Source organism: Streptomyces sp. NPDC048664 (assembly GCF_040650555.1).
GTDB lineage: Bacteria > Actinomycetota > Actinomycetes > Streptomycetales > Streptomycetaceae > Streptomyces.
Map to the genome: position 1 here is coordinate 197790 of NZ_JBEZHK010000009.1, position 17664 is coordinate 215453.

At 72.5% G+C, this 17664-nt stretch carries 13 protein-coding genes and 1 pseudogene; 5 read left to right on the plus strand and 9 right to left on the minus strand.

Annotated elements, in window-relative coordinates:
• Positions 1-69 precede the first annotated feature (69 nt).
• Together AB0C59_RS13015 and AB0C59_RS13020 are read left to right on the plus strand one after the other, a co-directional pair.
• Positions 70-393: an STAS domain-containing protein gene (locus AB0C59_RS13015; protein WP_363003655.1), complete on the plus strand. Its 324-nt coding sequence runs from the start codon at positions 70-72 to the stop codon at positions 391-393.
• 253 nt (positions 394-646) lie between these two features.
• Positions 647-3070 (plus strand): annotated as a pseudogene (locus AB0C59_RS13020) (ATP-binding protein); the annotation flags it as partial.
• 267 nt (positions 3071-3337) lie between these two features.
• Here the strand turns inward: AB0C59_RS13020 and nucS are convergent.
• Positions 3338-4009, minus strand: a complete 672-nt coding sequence (gene nucS, locus AB0C59_RS13025; protein ID WP_363003657.1) for an endonuclease NucS — start codon at positions 4007-4009, stop codon at positions 3338-3340.
• 466 nt (positions 4010-4475) lie between these two features.
• Here nucS and AB0C59_RS13030 point away from each other — a divergent pair, with 466 nt between their 5' ends.
• Entirely contained in the window at positions 4476-4868 is a 393-nt protein-coding gene (locus tag AB0C59_RS13030; RefSeq protein WP_363003659.1) for an SCO5389 family protein, read from the plus strand.
• An 84-nt stretch (positions 4869-4952) separates the two neighbouring features.
• Here the strand turns inward: AB0C59_RS13030 and AB0C59_RS13035 are convergent, their stop codons facing one another.
• On the minus strand, positions 4953-5981 hold the full coding sequence (locus AB0C59_RS13035; protein ID WP_363003661.1) for an LLM class flavin-dependent oxidoreductase: 1029 nt from the start codon (positions 5979-5981) through the stop codon (positions 4953-4955).
• A gap of 221 nt (positions 5982-6202) precedes the next feature.
• Here AB0C59_RS13035 and AB0C59_RS13040 point away from each other — a divergent pair, with 221 nt between their 5' ends.
• Positions 6203-6538, plus strand: coding sequence for an ATP/GTP-binding protein (locus AB0C59_RS13040; protein ID WP_363003663.1), 336 nt, complete (start codon positions 6203-6205; stop codon positions 6536-6538).
• A gap of 43 nt (positions 6539-6581) precedes the next feature.
• Here the strand turns inward: AB0C59_RS13040 and AB0C59_RS13045 are convergent, their stop codons facing one another.
• The 7 genes from AB0C59_RS13045 to mce form a co-directional block, all read right to left on the minus strand.
• Positions 6582-7454 (minus strand): ABC transporter permease, encoded by an 873-nt coding sequence (locus AB0C59_RS13045; RefSeq protein ID WP_363003665.1) that lies wholly within the window; start codon positions 7452-7454, stop codon positions 6582-6584.
• On the minus strand, positions 7451-8689 hold the full coding sequence (locus AB0C59_RS13050) for an ABC transporter ATP-binding protein (protein ID WP_363003666.1): 1239 nt from the start codon (positions 8687-8689) through the stop codon (positions 7451-7453). Before AB0C59_RS13050 ends, AB0C59_RS13045 begins: the two co-directional genes overlap by 4 nt.
• A gap of 130 nt (positions 8690-8819) precedes the next feature.
• Positions 8820-9593 carry an ABC transporter permease gene (locus AB0C59_RS13055; RefSeq protein WP_363003668.1) on the minus strand — a complete coding sequence of 258 codons (774 nt, stop codon included), beginning with the start codon at positions 9591-9593 and terminating at the stop codon, positions 8820-8822.
• A gap of 4 nt (positions 9594-9597) precedes the next feature.
• Positions 9598-10575 (minus strand): ABC transporter ATP-binding protein, encoded by a 978-nt coding sequence (locus tag AB0C59_RS13060; RefSeq protein WP_363003670.1) that lies wholly within the window; start codon positions 10573-10575, stop codon positions 9598-9600.
• 116 nt (positions 10576-10691) lie between these two features.
• Complete coding sequence (locus AB0C59_RS13065; protein ID WP_363003672.1) at positions 10692-11627, minus strand: cellulose-binding protein; 936 nt, start codon at positions 11625-11627, stop codon at positions 10692-10694.
• Between the two features lie 179 nt (positions 11628-11806).
• Positions 11807-15622 carry a polarized growth protein Scy gene (gene scy, locus AB0C59_RS13070; RefSeq protein WP_363003674.1) on the minus strand — a complete coding sequence of 1272 codons (3816 nt, stop codon included), beginning with the start codon at positions 15620-15622 and terminating at the stop codon, positions 11807-11809.
• 234 nt (positions 15623-15856) lie between these two features.
• Positions 15857-16297 (minus strand): methylmalonyl-CoA epimerase, encoded by a 441-nt coding sequence (gene mce, locus AB0C59_RS13075; RefSeq protein WP_363003676.1) that lies wholly within the window; start codon positions 16295-16297, stop codon positions 15857-15859.
• 149 nt (positions 16298-16446) lie between these two features.
• On the opposite strand from mce, the gene AB0C59_RS13080 reads away from it, so the two are divergent.
• The gene (locus AB0C59_RS13080; protein WP_363003678.1) at positions 16447-17649 is read left to right on the plus strand and encodes an acetyl-CoA C-acetyltransferase; all 1203 of its coding nucleotides are present in this window, start codon (positions 16447-16449) and stop codon (positions 17647-17649) included.
• The last annotated feature ends 15 nt before the right edge of the window (positions 17650-17664 follow it).

The window sequence follows — 17664 nt, forward strand, 5'->3', positions numbered from 1 at the left end:
CCCCCTGGGCAGTCAGAGGTTGCACAACCTCAACGCGGGGCACGACCGACGCACTCTCGGGGAGCACATATGTACATCAGGGGCGACCACGCCGAGCTGGTCGTCGGGGGCCGCCTCGACGTCCGCAGCGCGGCGGACGCCCGTACCGTCCTGCACACCGCCGTCGACGGTGGCGTGGGCGACCTGGTGCTGGACCTGTCCGCGCTGGACTCCTGGGACGCCACCGGACTCGGGGTGATCATGGGGGCCCACCGGCGGGCGGGCCGCTGCGGTCGGCGCCTGGTGCTGCGCGACGTGCCGGCGCAGATGCAGCGCCTGCTGGTCGCCACCCGGCTGCACCGGATCCTCGCCATCGAGGGCGGCATCGGAGTGGAGTCGCTGCCCCGCGTGTGAGCGGCGCGCACGGGTGCGGGCGGAGTCACGGGAGCGAACGTCGGCGAACCTTTCGTCGTGCGCAATCCTCATAAGAACGTGACCTCTCGGGCGGCACGGTACCCCGGCTTGCCAGGGATACTGTGCGAAGGTTTAGGGTTCCGCTGCCCGCAGCCCTGGACCCTGGAGCGGGCACCGGACCAGAAGCGACAGCGCTGTGAGCGGCAAGGCCGGGAGGGGCTCAGGCACACGACGCTTTTGGGGGCTAGGACCAATGGACCCGAACACCACGGGACCCGAGGAGTACGGCCGCGACGACGCGGGCGAGGCACCGCGCCAGCGCCCGCCGCGGGACCCCGCCGGCGGCTTCGGGCACCCGGCGTCCCCCCAGGCGCGCATCGTGCAGCTGGTCTCCGGTGACCTCCTGCTCACCGTCAACCCCGTCGACGGCAGCGAGATAGAGGCCTGCCCGCCCGGCCGGCTGCCCGCCCCGCCCGCGAAGTACACCGCCGAGGAGCGGGCCGAGCGCGCCCGCGCCGCGGCGCCGCCCGTGCCGCACGGACCCGCCCGCCCCGGCCTGCCGCTCCTGGAACGCCAGGAGGAGCGCGAACGGCTGGTACGGCTGCTGGCCCGAGGCCGCTCGGTCCGCCTCACCGGCCCCGGCGGCAGCGGGCGCAGCGCACTCCTGGACGTCGTCGCCGAGGACTGCTCGGATCTCGCGCCCGACGGCGTGGTCCGCCTCTCCGGCCACCGCCGCGGCCCCGGCGACCTGCTGCACGACCTGTTCACCACGGTCTTCAAGGCCCCCCTGCACCGCCCGGCACAAGAGGAACTCGCGGGGCACCTGCGCGAGATCGGCGCCGTCGTCGTCCTGGACGACCTCGAGTTCGGCGGCGCCGCCCTGGAGGAACTGCTGGACGCGACGCCCGAGTGCGCGTTCCTGCTCGCGGCCACGCCCGAGGTGCCCGCGCCCGCGGCCGACTCCCAGGTCGAAGAGGTCCTCCTCGGCGGGCTCGACCGCGCCGCGGGCCTGGACCTGCTGGAACGCGCCCTGGACCGCGACCTCACCGAGGACGAGGCGAACTGGGCGGGCGACCTCTGGTTCGAGTCCGAGGGGCTCCCGCTGCGCTTCCTCCAGGCCGGGGCGCTGCTGCGGGAACGCGACCGGCGGCGCGCCGACGCCGACGCCGTGGACGAGTACGGCGTCTTCCAGGACCTGCCCTCCGCGGCGCCCGTCGCCCTCGACAAGAGCATCACCCCGGCCTACGACGACGGGGTCAGGCCCGAGGTGCCGCTGCCCTCGCTCGCCGAGGCCGCCGCGCCGGCCCCGCTGCTCGCCTCCCGGCTGAGCACCTCGGCCCGCGAGACCCTCAAGTTCGCGGTGGCGCTCGGCGGTGAGGTGCCCCACCAGACGCATCTGCCCGCCCTCGTGGACGACACCCACGCGGACGCGGCGCTCGCCGAACTCGTCGGCTGCGCGCTGGTCTCCCCGGTCGGCCCCCGCTACCGGCTCGCCGCCGGGGTCCTGGCCCAGCTGGAGGCCGCCGGGTACGGCACCGGAGGCGGGAAGTACGCGCTCAAGGCCGTCCAGCACTACGCCTGGTGGGCCGCTCACCCCTCGGTGACACCGGACAGGGTCTGCGCGGAGGCCGACGCTGTCCTGGCCGCGCTGACCGCTCTGGCGCCGGTCACCACCCTGCCCGCCGAGGACGAGGAGAACCCCGCCGTACGGCTGGCCCGGCAGGCGGCCCCCGCGTTCGCCGCGGGTCTCGACTGGGGCGCGTGGGAGCGGACGCTGCGCGCCGGCGCGGAGGCATCCAAGCTCTGCGGCGAGGTCGTGGAGCAGGCGTACTTCCACCATGAGCTGGGCGTCCTCGCGCTGTGCGGGGGACGCCCCGAGCGGGCCCGCGCCGAGCTGGAGGCCTCCATCGGGCTGCGCGGCGCCCTCGCCGACAAGCGCGGCACCGTGGTCGGACGGCGCGCGCTGGCCCTGGTCGCCGACCGCTCCGGCGCGACACCGCCGGGCGCGGTGGCGCCGGCCGTGCCCGAGGCGGCGGCCGACGACCAGCCGGTGCCGCCCGTGCCCGCCCTGCCGCCCAGGGCCGCCGACACGGCGACCCTGGTCACCTCCCGGACCGAGGCGCGGCCCCCGAGCCCGGCGACGGGGTCGCGCGGCAAGGACGGCGCCACCCGGCGTCCCCTGGTGGCGGTGGGTGCCGGGGTGGTCGTGGTGGCCGTGCTCGGCACGGTCGTGGCGCTCGGGATGACGTCGGACCACAGCGGTGACGCCCCGTCCCGGAACGTCCAGGTGGACCCGTCCGCGAGCCAGGGCCTGGGCGGCGGCGGTCTGGACGCGAACACGGACCCGGGCGGGGAGGGAGGCGGCGGCGCGGCCACCACCGGCACCCCCACCACCCCGACGTCCACGGACCCGGGCCCGGACGGCACCTACGGCACGGCGGACGACACGGCGCCGAGCGGCGCCTCCGGCTCCCCGTCGAGCACGCCGTCGGACACGAGGCCGGCGACCCCGTCGAGGTCCCCGTCCGCGTCGCCGTCGACGTCCCCGTCGGCCTCGCCGTCCAAGCCCCCGACGCCCCCGTCCACGTCGCCGTCCGGCTCCACCAGCCCCTCACCCAGCACGTCGACGACCGCGCCGCCCGCCTCCACCGACACGGCGGGCGGCACGGCCCCGACGCGTTAGGGCCTGTCGCGAAAGGGGCGTCGTCGCCCGGAGCGCGGCCGCGCGGCGTCCGGTGCGTGCTCTCGGGTGCCGCCCGGAAGTTCTCGTACGGGACGTACGCGGGTTTTCGGGCGGTGCGGCGAGTGGGGTCCCCCTGCTCGCAGAGCTCGGGGGAGCGTGCCGGGCGTCGCGCGGCGGACGCCGCTTTCGCCACGGGCCCCAGGGTCTGTCCGACCTGGTCGGTCCGAGACCGCCCGCGTGGCGGTCTTGGGCCGTCGCGTCTCAGAACAACCGAAGCTTGTCGTCCTCGATGCCCCGCAGGGCGTTGTAGTCCAGTACCGCGCAGCCGATGCCGCGGTCGGTGGCCAGCACACGGGCCTGGGGCTTGATCTCCTGGGCGGCGAAGACGCCGCGCACCGGGGCGAGATGCGGGTCGCGGTTGAGCAGTTCGAGGTAGCGCGTGAGCTGCTCGACCCCGTCGATCTCGCCGCGCCGCTTGATCTCCACTGCCACGGTGGCGCCCTCGGCGTCGCGGCACAGGATGTCCACCGGGCCGATCGCCGTCATGTACTCGCGGCGGATGAGGGTGTAGCCCTCGCCGAGCGTCTCGATGCGGTCCGCCAGCAGTTCCTGGAGGTGCGCCTCCACACCGTCCTTGATCAGACCGGGATCCACACCGAGTTCGTGCGACGAGTCGTGGAGGATCTCCTCCATGGTGATGATCAGCTTCTCGCCCGCCTTGTTGACGACGGTCCAGACGCCTTCCTCGTCGCCCGCGCCCTCCTTCAGCGTGCAGGGCGGCGACATCCAGTTGAGGGGCTTGTAGGCGCGGTCGTCCGCGTGGATCGAGACGCTGCCGTCCGCTTTCACCAGGATCAGGCGGGGCGCGGTGGGCAGGTGGGCGGTGAGCCGGCCCGCGTAGTCGACGGAGCACCGGGCGATGACGAGACGCATGGGGCGCAACGCTACTCGACGCCGTGCCCCTGACGCGATTCGCCTCCTGCCGCGCCCCGGGGCGGGCGCTCGCCAGGTGATCTCTCGGCCGTTCCCGGGCGCCGGTGCCGACCCCCTCGGGGGGCGCCCCGCACCGCCTTCGCGCGCCCCCTGCGTCCGCCCCCGGCGCCCCTTCGGGGACGGGCGGTCGAAGCCCGTCGCGGGTGCGGTCGACGGGCTTCGGACGGGCCCCTCGGCGGCCCCTGGGAGGCTCCCGCATTTATCCGGGATGCCCCCGTTCGTCAATGGCTTGTTGTGTGCCTAATGGGAGTTCGCTATGTGCGCATTCTCCTGGTGCCGCCACCGGGCGTTCCCTACGGTAGTGAACGGGAGGTCGTGCGCCGTGTACGTAGCGTGTTCGATCGCGCGAGAACTCCCTGTCCCTGTCCGTGAACCCCTGATGTCCTGGGGTGCGAGAGGAGTACCCATGTCGCTCGACGTCTCACCGGCCCTACTCGAACAGGCCGAGCGAGGCGAGGTCGACGAAGCGGAATTCGTCGACTGCGTCCGGACCTCCCTGCCATACGCATGGGAGATGATCAGCTCCTTGGTGGCCCAGCTGAAGGTGGACGGCGGTGCTTTCGCCGACAACCAGACGCCCCCGCCCAACGAGCAGGCACGTGGACAGCTGCTGCGTGCGCTCGCGAGTGACGCGATACGCGGCGCCCTGCAACGGCACTTCGGCGTGCGCCTGGCCTTCCAGAACTGCCATCGGGTGGCGGTGTTCCCGCTGGACTCCTCGGTGGACGACAGGCTGGCACGCTTCACCTCGGTGCGGGCCCAGTTGCTCAACCAGTCGCCGGAACTGCGTGACTGCTGATACGCGCGACGCCGCCGCACAGCTTGCCGCTCCGTACGTGGGAGGTGCGATTCGTACCGGAGCGGCAGGCTCCCGGCGGCCGGCTCAGCGAAGCCGGGTGAGCACCTCGGTGCCCAGCCGCCACACGTTCTCCTCGGTGGCCGCGAGGTCGCCCGAGCCCTCGACGAGCAGGGCGAAGCGTTCGATCCCGGTGCGCTCCGCCGTGGCCGCGAGCCGGTCGGCGCACCCCTCCGGTGTGCCCACCGGGTGCAGCTCGCAGAGCAGTTCGGTGTAGGCCACGGGGTCGCGCATCGTGCGGACCCTTCCGTCCACCGTCACATGGGCGTCGAGGCCCTGCCTGAGCCAGCCGGGCATCGCCTTCGTCAGCGTCTCCACCGCGTCCTGGCGCCGGTCGGCGATCTGGCAGACGCCCGCCGAGACATGGCCGACGGAGGCGATCACCTCGCCCCCCACCCCGGCCTCGCGCGCGCACCGCCGCCACAGCGCGACGACGTCCGCCTTCTCCTCGTCCCCGATGTGCATGCCGAGCAGCATCGGCAGGCCCCGCTCGGCCGCCAGTCGTACGCTCGCCGGTGAGGTGCAGGCGACCACCACCTCCGGTCCCTCGGTCGGGGTGAGCGCCTCGCAGGGGCGCGGGACGACCGGGACCTCCCGGAAGGCGAACCGCGGGGACGACGCGGCGACGGACGGTTCGCGGAGCCAGCGCAGCAGCAGGTCGAGTGATTCCGGGAACCCCGTCTCGTACGCGCCGAGGCCCGCTCCGAAGACCTCCAGGTCCACCCAGGGCCCGCCGCGCCCCACGCCGAGCGAGAACCTGCCGTCCGAGGTGATGTGCAGCAGCGCGGCCTGCTCGCCCAGCGCCACCGGGTGGGTGCTGGGCAGGACGCTCACCGCCGTGCCCACCCGGATCCTGCGGGTGCGGCCCAGCAGTTGGGCGGCCAGCGTGATCGCCGACGGGCAGGTGCCGTACGGCACGAAGTGGTGCTCGGCCAGCCATACCGTGTCCAGGCCGGCCTCCTCGGCGACCTCCGCCGACCGCACCGCGCGGTGCAGCGCCTCCCCCTGGCCCTGTCCGGGAAACTGGGCCGCCAGTACAAAACTACCTACACGCATCGCATTTCCTGCTTTCCTGGCTCCGACAGGGAGCTCCCCCGACAGGCATAACTGTCTGACATGTGCCTAAGTCACGGCCTGACAGCGAGATTTGCGGATTGTCTGTCGAATCAGCCGACAGGGGACGTTTCGGACGCGGTGGGTGACAGCCGGGTACCCGTGCGCACGCGGCGTAGGCTGGGGAGGGTCCGTGCAGCCGTCGTAGCCCCGTGAGGTGTTCCGTGTCCCCGCGCCGCAACCGAGTGAAGGGCGCCGGCTCGTCCGGCCGGGCCGCGGGTGACGACGAGGACCGCTCCCGCTACGGCGGCTGGCAGTTCACCGAGGAATGGCAGGGCGAGCAGTGGAGCGTGCGCCATGTGGCGGGCGCCGCCGCCCAGGGCAAGACCTATCGCTGCCCCGGCTGCGACCAGGTGATCGCCTCCGGAGTCCCGCACGTGGTGGCCTGGCCCGAGCACGGCGGTGTGGACGACCGGCGGCACTGGCACAAGGCGTGCTGGAACGCGAAGGACCGCCGCACCACGCGGGTGCAGCGGTCCCGTAACGCGCCGAGATTCTGAGGGCCGGGGCGGGACTCGCGCGGACCGCGGATCCCGGACGGCCTCACACGTCCCGCTTCTCCAACAGCAGCCAGGCGCCCGCGAAGGCCGCCGCCACCAGGCCGAGGGCGATCCACAGGGGATCCCAGCCCGAGGGGCCCGTGTCGGTGAGCGAGCCGGAGTAGAAGACGCTGAGCTGGTTCGGGATCGAGTACTCCAGCAGGAACTTGCGGATCGAGTCCAGCGACTCCGCGACCATGAAGATGGCCACCACCAGCGGGGCCAGCACCAGCCCGATCATCAGGGTGATGGCACCCGCCGAGTGCCGCAGGATCGAGCCGACGACGAGCGCGAGCACACCGAGCAGCGCGATGTAGAGGCTGATGCCGACCGTGCCCTTGAACCAGTCCGACCCGGTGGGGGACTTGGCGCCGTGGCCGCTGAGCAGCCCCATGTCGATGAACGCGACGAGCGTGGCGGACACGAAGGTGACGGCGAACGTCAGGAGGAAGAACACGATCGACTTCGCCGCGAGCACACGGGTGCGGCTCGGGCAGGCGGTCATCGTGGTCCGGATCATTCCGGTCCCGTACTCCGACGCGGTGGTGAGCACGCCCAGCGTGTTCACGCAGATGCTGCCCAGCATGAGCCCGAACAGGCCGATGCCCAGCGGGTTGCTGCCCCGGATGCTCTCCGGGTGGCTCGCGAAGACCAGCCCGAGCAGCAGTCCGAGGCCGAACACCAGCAGGACGAACACTCCGAGCGTCCACAGCGTGGAGCGCAGCGAACGGATCTTCGTCCACTCGGAGGCGATGGCGTGCCCGAGATGGGCCTGGGTGACCGGGATCGGCGAGGTGTAGGTCGGGTACGCGGAACCGGGCGTCTGCTGCCAGGCGGGTGCGGCGGCCTGCGGCATCGGGGGCTGGGGCGTGCTCATCGGGCGTCCTCGGACGTGGTCGGGGCGGGGGCGCTCGCCTTGTCGAGCGGCGTCGAGGGCTCGGGAGCGGCGGCGGGGGCGGGCGGCGCGGCCTGCTGCGCGTACGGGTTCGGCTGACCCGCGGCGGGAGCACCGGGCGCGCCGGGAGTGCCGTACGGACCCGGTGCGGCCTGCCCGGGCTGAGGGGGCATCGCGAACGGTTGACCGCCCTGCTGGGGCGGCGGCGGGGCGTACCAGCCCGGTTGGCCCTGCCCCGGAACCGGCATCGGAGGCTGGGCGCCGGGCGGCAGCGGCTGCATCAGTCCGGCCTTCTGGTCGATGGTGGAGCGGTAGTCCACCGCGCCCTGCGTCATCCGCATGTACGCCTCCTCCAGGGATGCCTGGTGGGGCGACAGCTCCCACAGCCGTACGTCGGCCTCGTGCGCGATGTCGCTGATGCGGGGCAGGGCCAGCCCGGTGATCCGCAGCGCCCCGTCCTGCTCGGGCAGGACGTGCCCGCCCGCCTCGGTGAGCGCGGAGGTCAGCTTCTCCCGCTGCTGCGGCTCGGTGTCGGGGGTGCGGACCCGGGCGAAGTCCGCGGAGTTCGCGGAGATGAAGTCCTTGACGCTCATGTCGGCCATCAGCTGCCCGCGCCCGATCACGATCAGGTGCTCGGCGGTGAGCGCCATCTCGCTCATGAGGTGCGAGGAGACGAAGACCGTACGGCCCTCCGCCGCGAGCGCCTTCATCAGGTTGCGCACCCAGAGGATGCCCTCGGGGTCCAGTCCGTTGACCGGCTCGTCGAACAGGAGCACCTGGGGGTCGCCGAGCAGCGCGGCGGCGATGCCGAGCCGCTGGCCCATGCCGAGCGAGAAGCCCTTGGAGCGCTTGCGCGCCACGTCCTGGAGGCCGACCACGCCGAGGACCTCGTCCACCCGGCGGGCCGGGATGCCCGAGAGCTGGGCGAGGGAGAGGAGGTGATTGCGCGCGGTGCGCCCGCCGTGCACGGCCTTGGCGTCCAGCAGCGCGCCGACCTGGCGCGGGGCGTTCGGAAGCCTGCGGAACGGATGGCCGCCGATCGTCACGTGCCCCGCGGTGGGGTTGTCCAGGCCGAGGATCATCCGCATGGTCGTCGACTTACCCGAGCCGTTGGGCCCGAGGAAGCCGGTGACGGTACCCGGCCGCACCTGGAAGGAAAGGTTGTACACGGCTGTCTTGGCGCCGTAGCGCTTCGTCAGGCCGACTGCCTCGATCATTCTCCGCACCCATCGAAAGGTTCAGGACGTCGGGGCGCACACTGCCCCCGTAAGGGTTAGGAGGATATCCGGGCGCTGACGGTTCCGCTCAAGAGTTCGTAAAGGGCGGCGGGTCGTGATCGGGATCGGGTCAGGCGTCCCGTTCGCGGAGCAGCAGATAGCCCCCTGCCAGCACCACGAGCACCCACAGCAGCATGATGCCGAGACCGCCCCAGGGCCCGTACGGCGTGTCCTCGCCGGCCTGCGGCGGCAGCACCCGAAGGATCCTGCTGCCCGCCTGGTCGGGCAGGAACCGGCCGATCTTCTTGGTCGCGGAGACGTTGCCCAGGATGTTCGAGATCAGGAAGAAGAACGGCATCAGGATGCCGAGCGAGAGCATCGGTGAGCGCAGCATCGTCGCGACCCCCATCGAGAACACCGCGATGAGCGTCATGTACAGCCCGCCCCCGATGACCGCGCGCAGCACTCCGGGGTCGCCGAGGCTCGCGCCGTGCGCGCCGAGCATGGCCTGTCCGAGGAAGAACGCCAGGAAGCTGGTGACCAGGCCGACGGCCAGGGACAGCGCGGTGGCCACCGTGACCTTCCCGAGCAGGAACGCGCCGCGCCGCGGGACCGCGGCCAGCGAGGTGCGGATCATGCCGGTGCTGTACTCGTTCGACACGACGAGCACCCCGAACACGATCATCGCGAGCTGGCCGAGGCTCATGCCAGCGAAGCTGGTGAACGTCGGATCGATGCCGAACCGGCCGTCCGCCCCCGCGCTGTCGAACTCGCGCCGGGTCAGTGCCGAGATCAGCATGCCGAGCGCGACCGTGACGATCAGCGCGATGGACAGCGTCCACACCGTGGACGCGACCGACCGGATCTTGGTCCATTCCGATCTGAGGACTGCGGCCGCCGCCATGGTCTCAGGATCCCTTCTTCCAGTCGGCGCCCCATTCCTGGCGCGGAGCGGGCCGCGCCCAGGGGTCGTCCGGCGCGTCGGTGTGCGCGTGGTACTCCACCGACTGCGCCGTCAGCCGCATGAACGCCTCCTCGAGCGAGGCCTGTTGCGTGCTGAGCTCATGCAGCACGAGCTGGTGCCGGGCGGCCAGCTCACCGATCGGTTCGGCCTTGCCGCCGTCCACCTCCAGCGCCCCGTTGCCCGCCTCCACCACCGTGATGCCCGCCTGGTGCAGGACGTCGAGCAGCCGTTCCCGCTGAGGGGAGCGGACCCGGACGTACGACCGCGAGTTGCGCGCGATGAAGTCGGCCATGGAGGTGTCCGCGAGCAGCCGGCCCTGGCCGATCACCACGAGGTGCTCGGCGGTGAGCGCCATCTCGCTCATGAGGTGGCTGGAGACGAACACGGTCCGCCCCTGCGCCGCCAGGGACTTCATCAGCGTACGGATCCAGTGGATGCCCTCCGGGTCGAGGCCGTTGACCGGCTCGTCGAACATCAGGATCCGCGGGTCGCCGAGCAGCGCCCCGGCGATGCCGAGCCGCTGGCCCATGCCGAGGGAGAAGCCCTTGGTCTTCTTGCGGGCGACCGAGGTCAGCCCCACGGTGTCGAGGACCTGGTGCACCCGGGAGGAGGGGATGCCGTTGCTCTGCGCCAGGCACAGCAGATGGTGGTAGGCGCTGCGCCCGCCGTGCGTCGACTTGGCGTCCAGGAGGGCCCCGATGTACGTCAGCGGATCGCCCAGCTGGTCGTAGTGCCTGCCGTCGATGCGGACGTCACCGGAGGTGGGGTGATCGAGCCCGAGCACCATGCGCATCGTGGTCGACTTGCCCGCGCCGTTCGGGCCGAGGAAGCCCGTGACGACACCCGGTCTCACGGTGAAGCTCAGGTCGTCGACCGCCACCTTCTCGCCGTACCGCTTGGTCAGCCCCTCCAGCTCGATCATGCGGCCACGGTAGATGCGCCCGAAGCCCCCCGCCACCGCAGTGGCAGAGGGCTTCGCGGATGTTCTCGCGCCGTACTCCCGGCGTTACCGCCGGGTGCCGCGGGCGCCTTCGGGCCTCAGCGCGTCTGCTGCGCGGGGACACCGCGGGTGACCGGCTCGTCCTCGGCGGGGGAGCCCGCGGCGGCGACCGCGGCACCCGTGAGCGTCGCGAGCATCTCGCGGACGTTCGTGAGCTGCGCGTTGATGGAGTCGCGACGGTTCGTCAGCGCCGCCAGCTCGCGCTCGGACTCCGAGCGGATGCGGTCGGCCTTGGCGTTGGCGTCGGCCACGATGTCCTCGGCCTGGCGCTGGGCCGTCTCCACCGTCTGGCGGGCGCGGCGCTCGGCGTCCGTGCGCAGCTTCTCGGCCTCCAGGCGCAGCTGCTCGGCACGGTGCTCGATCTCGGCGAGGCGCTTCTCCGCCTTGGCCTGACGGGAGGCCAGGTCGCGCTCGGACTGGTCCCGGCGCTTGGCCAGGTTCGTCTCGAAGTCGGCGGCGGCCTGAGCGGCCTTGGCGCGGGTCTCCTCGAAGAGGGCGTCCGCCTCCTCGCGCTTGGACTGCGCGTCCTTCTGGGCGTCCGAGCGCAGCTGGGCGGCATCGCCCTGGGCCTTGTCGACGATCCGGGAGCCTTCGTCCTCCGCCTTGGCCTTGCGCTCGGCGGCGAACGACTCCGCGTCGTTGCGCACCTGCTGGGCGGCGGACTCGGCGAGCTCACGGTGCTGCTCGGCGGCGCGGCGGGCCTCCTCGCGCAGGTCCTTGGCCTCTTCCTCGGCGAGGCGCAGGATCTTCTCGACCCGAGCGCCGAGACCCGCGTACGACGGCTCCGCGTCGGTCACCGCGGCCTGGGCGTTCTGCGTCTCGAGGTGGAGCTCCTCGATGCGCTTCTCCAAGGCGGTGATACGGGAAAGTGCACTGTCACGGTCGGAGACGAGCTTGGAGATCCGTTCGTCCACCTGAGCGCGGTCGTACCCACGCCGCACAAGCTCGAAGCCGTAGGGGGAAGTGTCGCTCATGGGGTTCCTGTCGAAAGAGACCGGTGAGGTGATAGGGGAATCCTAGGGGCCGATGCGGCGTGTCATCGAGCGGATACGTGTTTGATCTGGAGAATGACACTCCTTTCGGGTGGCTGACCTCGGGAGGGCTTGCCAGGACGCGGATCACCTCCTGGCAAGCACAGAATCGGCCCCTACGGCTACCCCTCTGACGTCTTGCCACCCGAACGGGGCGGACCCACGGTGGCACCGGCCTTGACGCCGCCGTCCTTGCCGGCGCCGGGGGTCTCGAAGGATTCCAGAGCCTCCAGGACGTCCTGGACCCGCGAGATCTCCACGTTGATGTCCTCGCGGCGGCGCACCAGGATCTCCAGCTCCCGCTTGCCCTCCTCGACGGCCTCGCGAGCCTCGCCGATGGCCTCGGCCTTGATCTTCTCGGCCTCGGCGACCAGGGTGGCCTTCTTCTGCTCGGCCTCCTTCAGCAGCCCCTCGGCCTTCTTCACCGCGGCGATGCGGACCTTGCCCGCCTCCGAGTTGGCCTCGGAGACCAGATCCTTCGCCTGGGCCCTGGACGTGGCGAGCTGCTCCTCGGCGGCCTTGACGAGCGCGTCGCACCGCTCGCCCGCCGTCTTCATCGCCTCGGCGGACTCGCGGCGCGCCCGCTCGTGCAGTTCCTCGATCTCCCGTGTCATACGGTCGCGCAGCTCCTCGGCCCGCTCCCGGATCTGGGTGGCGTCGCGGCGCGCGCCCACGAGCAGCTCGTCGGCCTCCTTGCGGGACCGCTCCACCAGCGAGTTGCGCTCGACGGTCGCCTCGGAGACCAGCCGGTCGGCCTCGGCGCGCGCGGCGCCCACCATCGTGTCGGCCTGCCTTTCGGCGTCGGCCGTCGTCGTGCGTGCCGTCGCCTGCGCCTCCGCGATCAGCTTGTCGGCCTCGGCCGCGGTCTCCGTGATGAGGGTGTCGACCTGCTCGGCCGCCTCGGAGCGCCGCTTGTTGGCGTCCCCGCGCGCCTCGTCCAGGGTGCGCTCGGCCTCCTCGCGGGCGGCGGTCAGGAGCCGCTCCGCCTCCGCCTCGGCGTCGGCCTTGACCCGCTCGGACTCGGTGTGGATCCGCTCGGCCTGCCGGCGCGCGGAGCCGACGGTCTCGGCCGCCTCGGCCCGAAGCCGCTCGGCCTCGCCGACCGCCTCGGTCACGATCCGCTCGGACTCGGCCGCGGTCTCGGTGGTGAGCCGCTCCGCCTCGCTGCGGGCCTCGCCGATGAGGGCGTCCGCCTGCGCGGCCGCGTCCGACCGGATGCGGTTGGCGTCCTCCCGCGCGTCGGCACGGGTGCGCGAGGCGTCCTGCTCCGCCGTGGCGATGGTGTCGGAGGCCTCCGTCCGCACCCGCTGGGCGTGCTCGGACGCCTCCGAGCGGACCCGCTCGGACTCGGCGGCGGCCTCCGCCATCGCACGCTCCGCGAGCGACTTCGAGGTCTCCGCCTCCTCGGCGGCCTCCCGCCGCAGCCGGCTCGCGTCCTCGGAGGCGCGCTCGCGCTCGGCATAGGCGTCGGAGCGGACGCGGTCCGCCTCGTCCTGCGCCTCCGTGCGCGTGCGCTCCGCCGCGTGCTCGGCGGCCGAACGCAGCCCGGTGATCTCCTCCTGCGCCTGCTCGTGCAGCCCGGACACGGAGTCCCGCACCTGCTGTGCGTGCTGCTCGGCCGCCGACACCATCTCGGTGGCCCGGCGATCGGCCTCCTCCACCAGGCGTACGGCCTCGGCCTGGGCTTCCTCGACCCGGGCGCGCGCCACCGCGAGCAGTTCCTCGCTCTGCTCCCGGGCCCGCTCGCGCTCCTGGTCGGCGTCCTGGCGCGCGGAACCGAGCAGTTCCTCCGCCTCGCGGCGGCGGCGTGCGGCCTCCTCCTGGGCGGCGGCGAGCGTCTCGGTGGCCTCCGCGCCCAGCCGCTCCGCGGCCGACTGCGCCTCGGCCCGCACGCGGTCCGCGGTGTCCTGGGCCTCCGTCTTGAGCCGCTCGGCCTCGGCCGCGGCGTCCGAGCGCAGCCGTACGGCGACGGCCTCGCCCTCGGCACGGGAGGCGGACGCGTCGGCGGCGGCCTCGGTGCGCAGCCGGTCCGCCTCGGTCTCGGCCTGCGACTGCAGGGTACGGATCCGCTCGGCGGCCTCCGAGCGCAGCCGGTCGCTCTCCTCCACGGCCTCGCGGCGGATCCGCTCGGCCTCGGCGCGGGCCTCGTCCAGGGCCTGCTCGGCGGAGGCGAGCCGCTGCTCGGCCTCGCTCTGGAGCCGGGTCAGCTCCTCGGCGGCCTCCGCGCGGCGGGCCTCGACGGCACGCTCGGTGTCCTCGCGCAGGGTGCGGGCCGCCTGCTCCGCCTCCTCCTTGAGCGCCTCGGAGCGCTCGACGGACTCGTCGCGGTGCCGCTCGGCCTCCTGACGGGTGCGCTCCAGGGTCTCCTCGGCCTGGCGGCGCAGCGTCGAGGCGCGCTCGATGGCCTCGGTGCGCACCTTCTCGCTGTCCGCGGTGGCCGACGAACGCATCTCGTCCGCGTCGGCCTTGGCCCGGGCGAGCAGCTCCTCGGCGGTGCGCGCGCCCTCCTCGATCTGCTGGACGGCCTCCTTGCGCGCCTCGGCCCGGATCTTCTCGCCCTCGGCGACCGCCTCGGCGCGCAGGCTCTCGGCCTCCCCGCGCAGCCGGCGGGCCTCCTCCTGGAGCTCGACCGTCTTGGCCCGGTACTCCTTGGTGTCGTCCTTGGCCGTGCCCTTGAGCTCCTCGGCGATGTCGTGCGCCTCGGCGCGCAGCCGGTCCGCCTCGGTCTCAGCCTCCGTGCGGATCCGCTCCGCCTCCTCGGCGGCGGCCTTGGTGGTCGCCTTGGCGTCCTCCGACGCCTTGGTGAGCACCTCCTCGGCGGTGCGCGCCGTCTTGGCGAGCTGGGAGGCGGTCTCCTCGGCCGTGACGTTCCGCGCCTTCTCGGCGGCCTCGGCGAGGATCTTCTCCGCCTCGGCCTTGGCGTCCGCGACGGCCTGCTCGGCCTCGGCCCTGGTGCTCTCGGCCTCCTTGGTGGCCTCGCCGACCAGCCGGGCGACCTGCTCCTTGGCGGTGCGGGTGCGCTGCTCGTTGGTCGACTCGGCGGAGCTGAGCGCCTTGGCGGCGGCCTCCTTCGCCTCGGCCACGACCTTGTCGGCCTCGGTACGCGCCTCGCGCAGCGCCGTCTCGGCCTCGGCCATCCGCTGCTCGGCGGCCCGGCTCAGCTCGGTGGACTGCCGGCGGGCGGTGTCCGCCTCGCTCGCGGAGGTGGAGCGCAGCTGCTCGGCGTGCTCGGTGGCCTCCTGGGCCTGGGTGGACGCGGCGTTCAGCAGCCGCTCGGCGTCCGTGCGGGCCCGGCGCAGGATCTGGTCGGCCTCGGCACGGGCGGCCTCGGAGTCGTCCTGGAGCCGCTGCCGGGCCTCGGTCGTGATCCGCTCCGCCTCGGTGCGGGCGGCGGCGAGCGCCTGCTCGGCCTCGGCACGCGACTCGTCGACGAGGCGACGGGCCTGCGTCTCCGAGCGGGCACGCAGCTGCTCGGCCCACGCCACGTTCTCGTTGACGTGCGACTCGACGGTCTGGCGGCGCTCGGCCAGCTCCTGGTCGAGCTGCTGGCGCCGGGTGACCGCCTCGGAGTGCAGCTCCGCCTGGAGCCGAGCGGCCTGCTCGGCGTGCTCCTGGAGGATCCGCTGGGTCTGGGCGCGCGCCTGGCTCAGCTCGCGCTCGGCATCCGCGCGCAGCTGGTCCGCCTGCACCTGCGCGGTACGGAGCATCTGCTCCGCCTGATAGCCGATGTCGGCCCCGTCGTAGGCGGGACGGGTCATCAGGGTGCGGCGCGCCTCATGCAGCTTGGCCCGCAGCACCTCGACCTGGTAGCCGAGATCCTCGGCGTGCTGGATCGCCTTTTCCCGCTCGGTCTTCAGCCGCTCCATCTCGGCCTCGAACCGAGAGAGGTGGTCGACGTCAGCCGCCGGCTCTCGCTCCTGGCGTTCGTAGCCCCGCACTCCGCGGTCCCATCCGTCCCCTGGTCGCAAGCTTCTCCCAACGAGCTCCGTCCATCCGCCCGGACGGGGCCCCCGGGGAATGGTGTCAGATCGAAGGCGGACCATGGGCTCGCGCCCACCCGCTCGTCCCCCCGAAACCCGGACCCCGGCCTCGGATCCCGTGCTCGGACGGGACCCGGTCGCCCTGCTGGAGCGGCGACCGCTCCCAACCCTACCGGCCCTTATGTACGGGAGTCAGTGCTCAGGCGACTCAACCGCCGCCGATGTGACCAGTTCTGTGAGAACACCGTGGCAGTCCTTGGGGTGCAGGAAGGTGATGCGCGACCCCATGGAGCCGGTCCGCGGCTCCTCGTACAGCACGCGGACGCCCTTGTCCTTGATCGCGGCGGCGTCCTGGTCGACGTCCGCGGTGCCGAAGGCGATGTGGTGCACGCCCTCGCCGTTCTTGGCGAGCCACTTCGCCACCGTGGAGTCCTCGCGGATGGGTTCGAGCAGTTGCAGGTAGGAGGCGCCGCCGTCGCCCGTGTCGTTGATCTTCAGCATGGCCTCGCGGACGCCTTGCTCCTCGTTGACCTCGGTGTGGAACACGGAGAAGCCGTAGGTCGAGGTGTAGAACTCGACGGTCTTCTCGAGGTCGAAGCAGGCGATCCCGATGTGGTCGATTCGCGTCAGCATGGTGTTAGTGCACAGCTCCGGAGGTGGTTACGCAACGTGCGCGCGATCACACCGACGGCTTGATGACGGGGCGCTCCACCGCTCAGTACATTCGAGGTAAACCCTCGTTCACTCCTCGGCTGTGCAGGCCGGTAAGGGGATCGCAGCTCATGTCTGGAACGAACAGCACGACCTCCGTCATCGTCGCGGGTGCGCGCACCCCGATGGGACGGCTGCTCGGTTCGCTGAAGTCCTTCTCCGGAGCCGACCTCGGTGGCTTCGCCATCAAGGCCGCCCTCGACCGTGCGGGGATCGGCGGTGACCAGGTGCAGTACGTGATCATGGGGCAGGTGCTGCAGGCCGGGGCCGGGCAGATCCCGGCGCGTCAGGCGGCGGTCAAGGCCGGCATTCCGATGAACGTACCGGCGCTGACCATCAACAAGGTGTGCCTCTCGGGTCTCGACGCCATCGCGCTCGCCGACCAGCTCATCCGCGCGGGTGAGTTCGACGTGGTCGTCGCGGGCGGCCAGGAATCCATGACCAACGCTCCCCACCTGCTGCCGAAGTCCCGGGACGGCTTCAAGTACGGCTCGGTCCAGATGCTCGACGCGATGGCCCACGACGGCCTGACCGACGCCTTCGAGGGCGTCGCCATGGGCGAGTCCACCGAGAAGCACAACACCCGCCTCGGCATCAAGCGCGAGGAGCAGGACGAGATCGCCGCGCTGTCCCACCAGCGTGCCGCCGCCGCCCAGAAGAACGGCCTGTTCGAGGCGGAGATCACCCCGGTGGAGGTGCCGCAGCGCAAGGGCGAGCCGGTCCTGTTCAGCAAGGACGAGGGCATCCGCGGTGACACCACCGCCGAGTCGCTCGGCAGGCTGCGCCCGGCCTTCAGCAAGGACGGCACGATCACGGCCGGCTCCTCCTCGCAGATCTCCGACGGCGCCGCCGCGGTGGTCGTGATGAGCAAGGCCAAGGCGCAGGAACTGGGCCTGGAGTGGATCGCGGAGATCGGTGCCCACGGCAACGTGGCCGGCCCGGACAACTCGCTCCAGTCGCAGCCCTCGAACGCGATCGCGCACGCCCTGAAGAAGGAGGGCCTGCAGGTCGCGGATCTCGATCTGATCGAGATCAACGAGGCGTTCGCGGCGGTCGCGGTGCAGTCAATGAAGGACCTTGGAGTTTCCACCGAAAAGGTGAACGTCAACGGCGGTGCCATCGCCCTCGGTCACCCGATCGGCATGTCCGGCGCGCGGCTGGTGCTCCACCTGGCGCTGGAGCTGAAGCGGCGCGGCGGCGGTGTCGGCGCGGCCGCCCTGTGCGGTGGCGGCGGCCAGGGCGACGCGCTGATCGTCCGCGTGCCCAAGGCCTGAACGGTGCCCCTGTAC

Excerpts from the sequence above, each read along its gene's own strand:
- mce (WP_363003676.1), bottom strand. The coding sequence starts at position 16,297 with ATGCTGACGCGAATCGACCACATCGGGATCGCCTGCTTCGACCTCGAG.
- nucS (WP_363003657.1), bottom strand. The coding sequence starts at position 4,009 with ATGCGTCTCGTCATCGCCCGGTGCTCCGTCGACTACGCGGGCCGGCTC.
- AB0C59_RS13035 (WP_363003661.1), bottom strand. The coding sequence starts at position 5,981 with ATGCGTGTAGGTAGTTTTGTACTGGCGGCCCAGTTTCCCGGACAGGGC.
- AB0C59_RS13055 (WP_363003668.1), bottom strand. The coding sequence starts at position 9,593 with ATGGCGGCGGCCGCAGTCCTCAGATCGGAATGGACCAAGATCCGGTCG.
- AB0C59_RS13045 (WP_363003665.1), bottom strand. The coding sequence starts at position 7,454 with ATGAGCACGCCCCAGCCCCCGATGCCGCAGGCCGCCGCACCCGCCTGG.
- AB0C59_RS13015 (WP_363003655.1), top strand. The coding sequence starts at position 70 with ATGTACATCAGGGGCGACCACGCCGAGCTGGTCGTCGGGGGCCGCCTC.
- AB0C59_RS13030 (WP_363003659.1), top strand. The coding sequence starts at position 4,476 with ATGTCGCTCGACGTCTCACCGGCCCTACTCGAACAGGCCGAGCGAGGC.
- AB0C59_RS13060 (WP_363003670.1), bottom strand. The coding sequence starts at position 10,575 with ATGATCGAGCTGGAGGGGCTGACCAAGCGGTACGGCGAGAAGGTGGCG.
- AB0C59_RS13065 (WP_363003672.1), bottom strand. The coding sequence starts at position 11,627 with ATGAGCGACACTTCCCCCTACGGCTTCGAGCTTGTGCGGCGTGGGTAC.
- AB0C59_RS13080 (WP_363003678.1), top strand. The coding sequence starts at position 16,447 with ATGTCTGGAACGAACAGCACGACCTCCGTCATCGTCGCGGGTGCGCGC.
- AB0C59_RS13050 (WP_363003666.1), bottom strand. The coding sequence starts at position 8,689 with ATGATCGAGGCAGTCGGCCTGACGAAGCGCTACGGCGCCAAGACAGCC.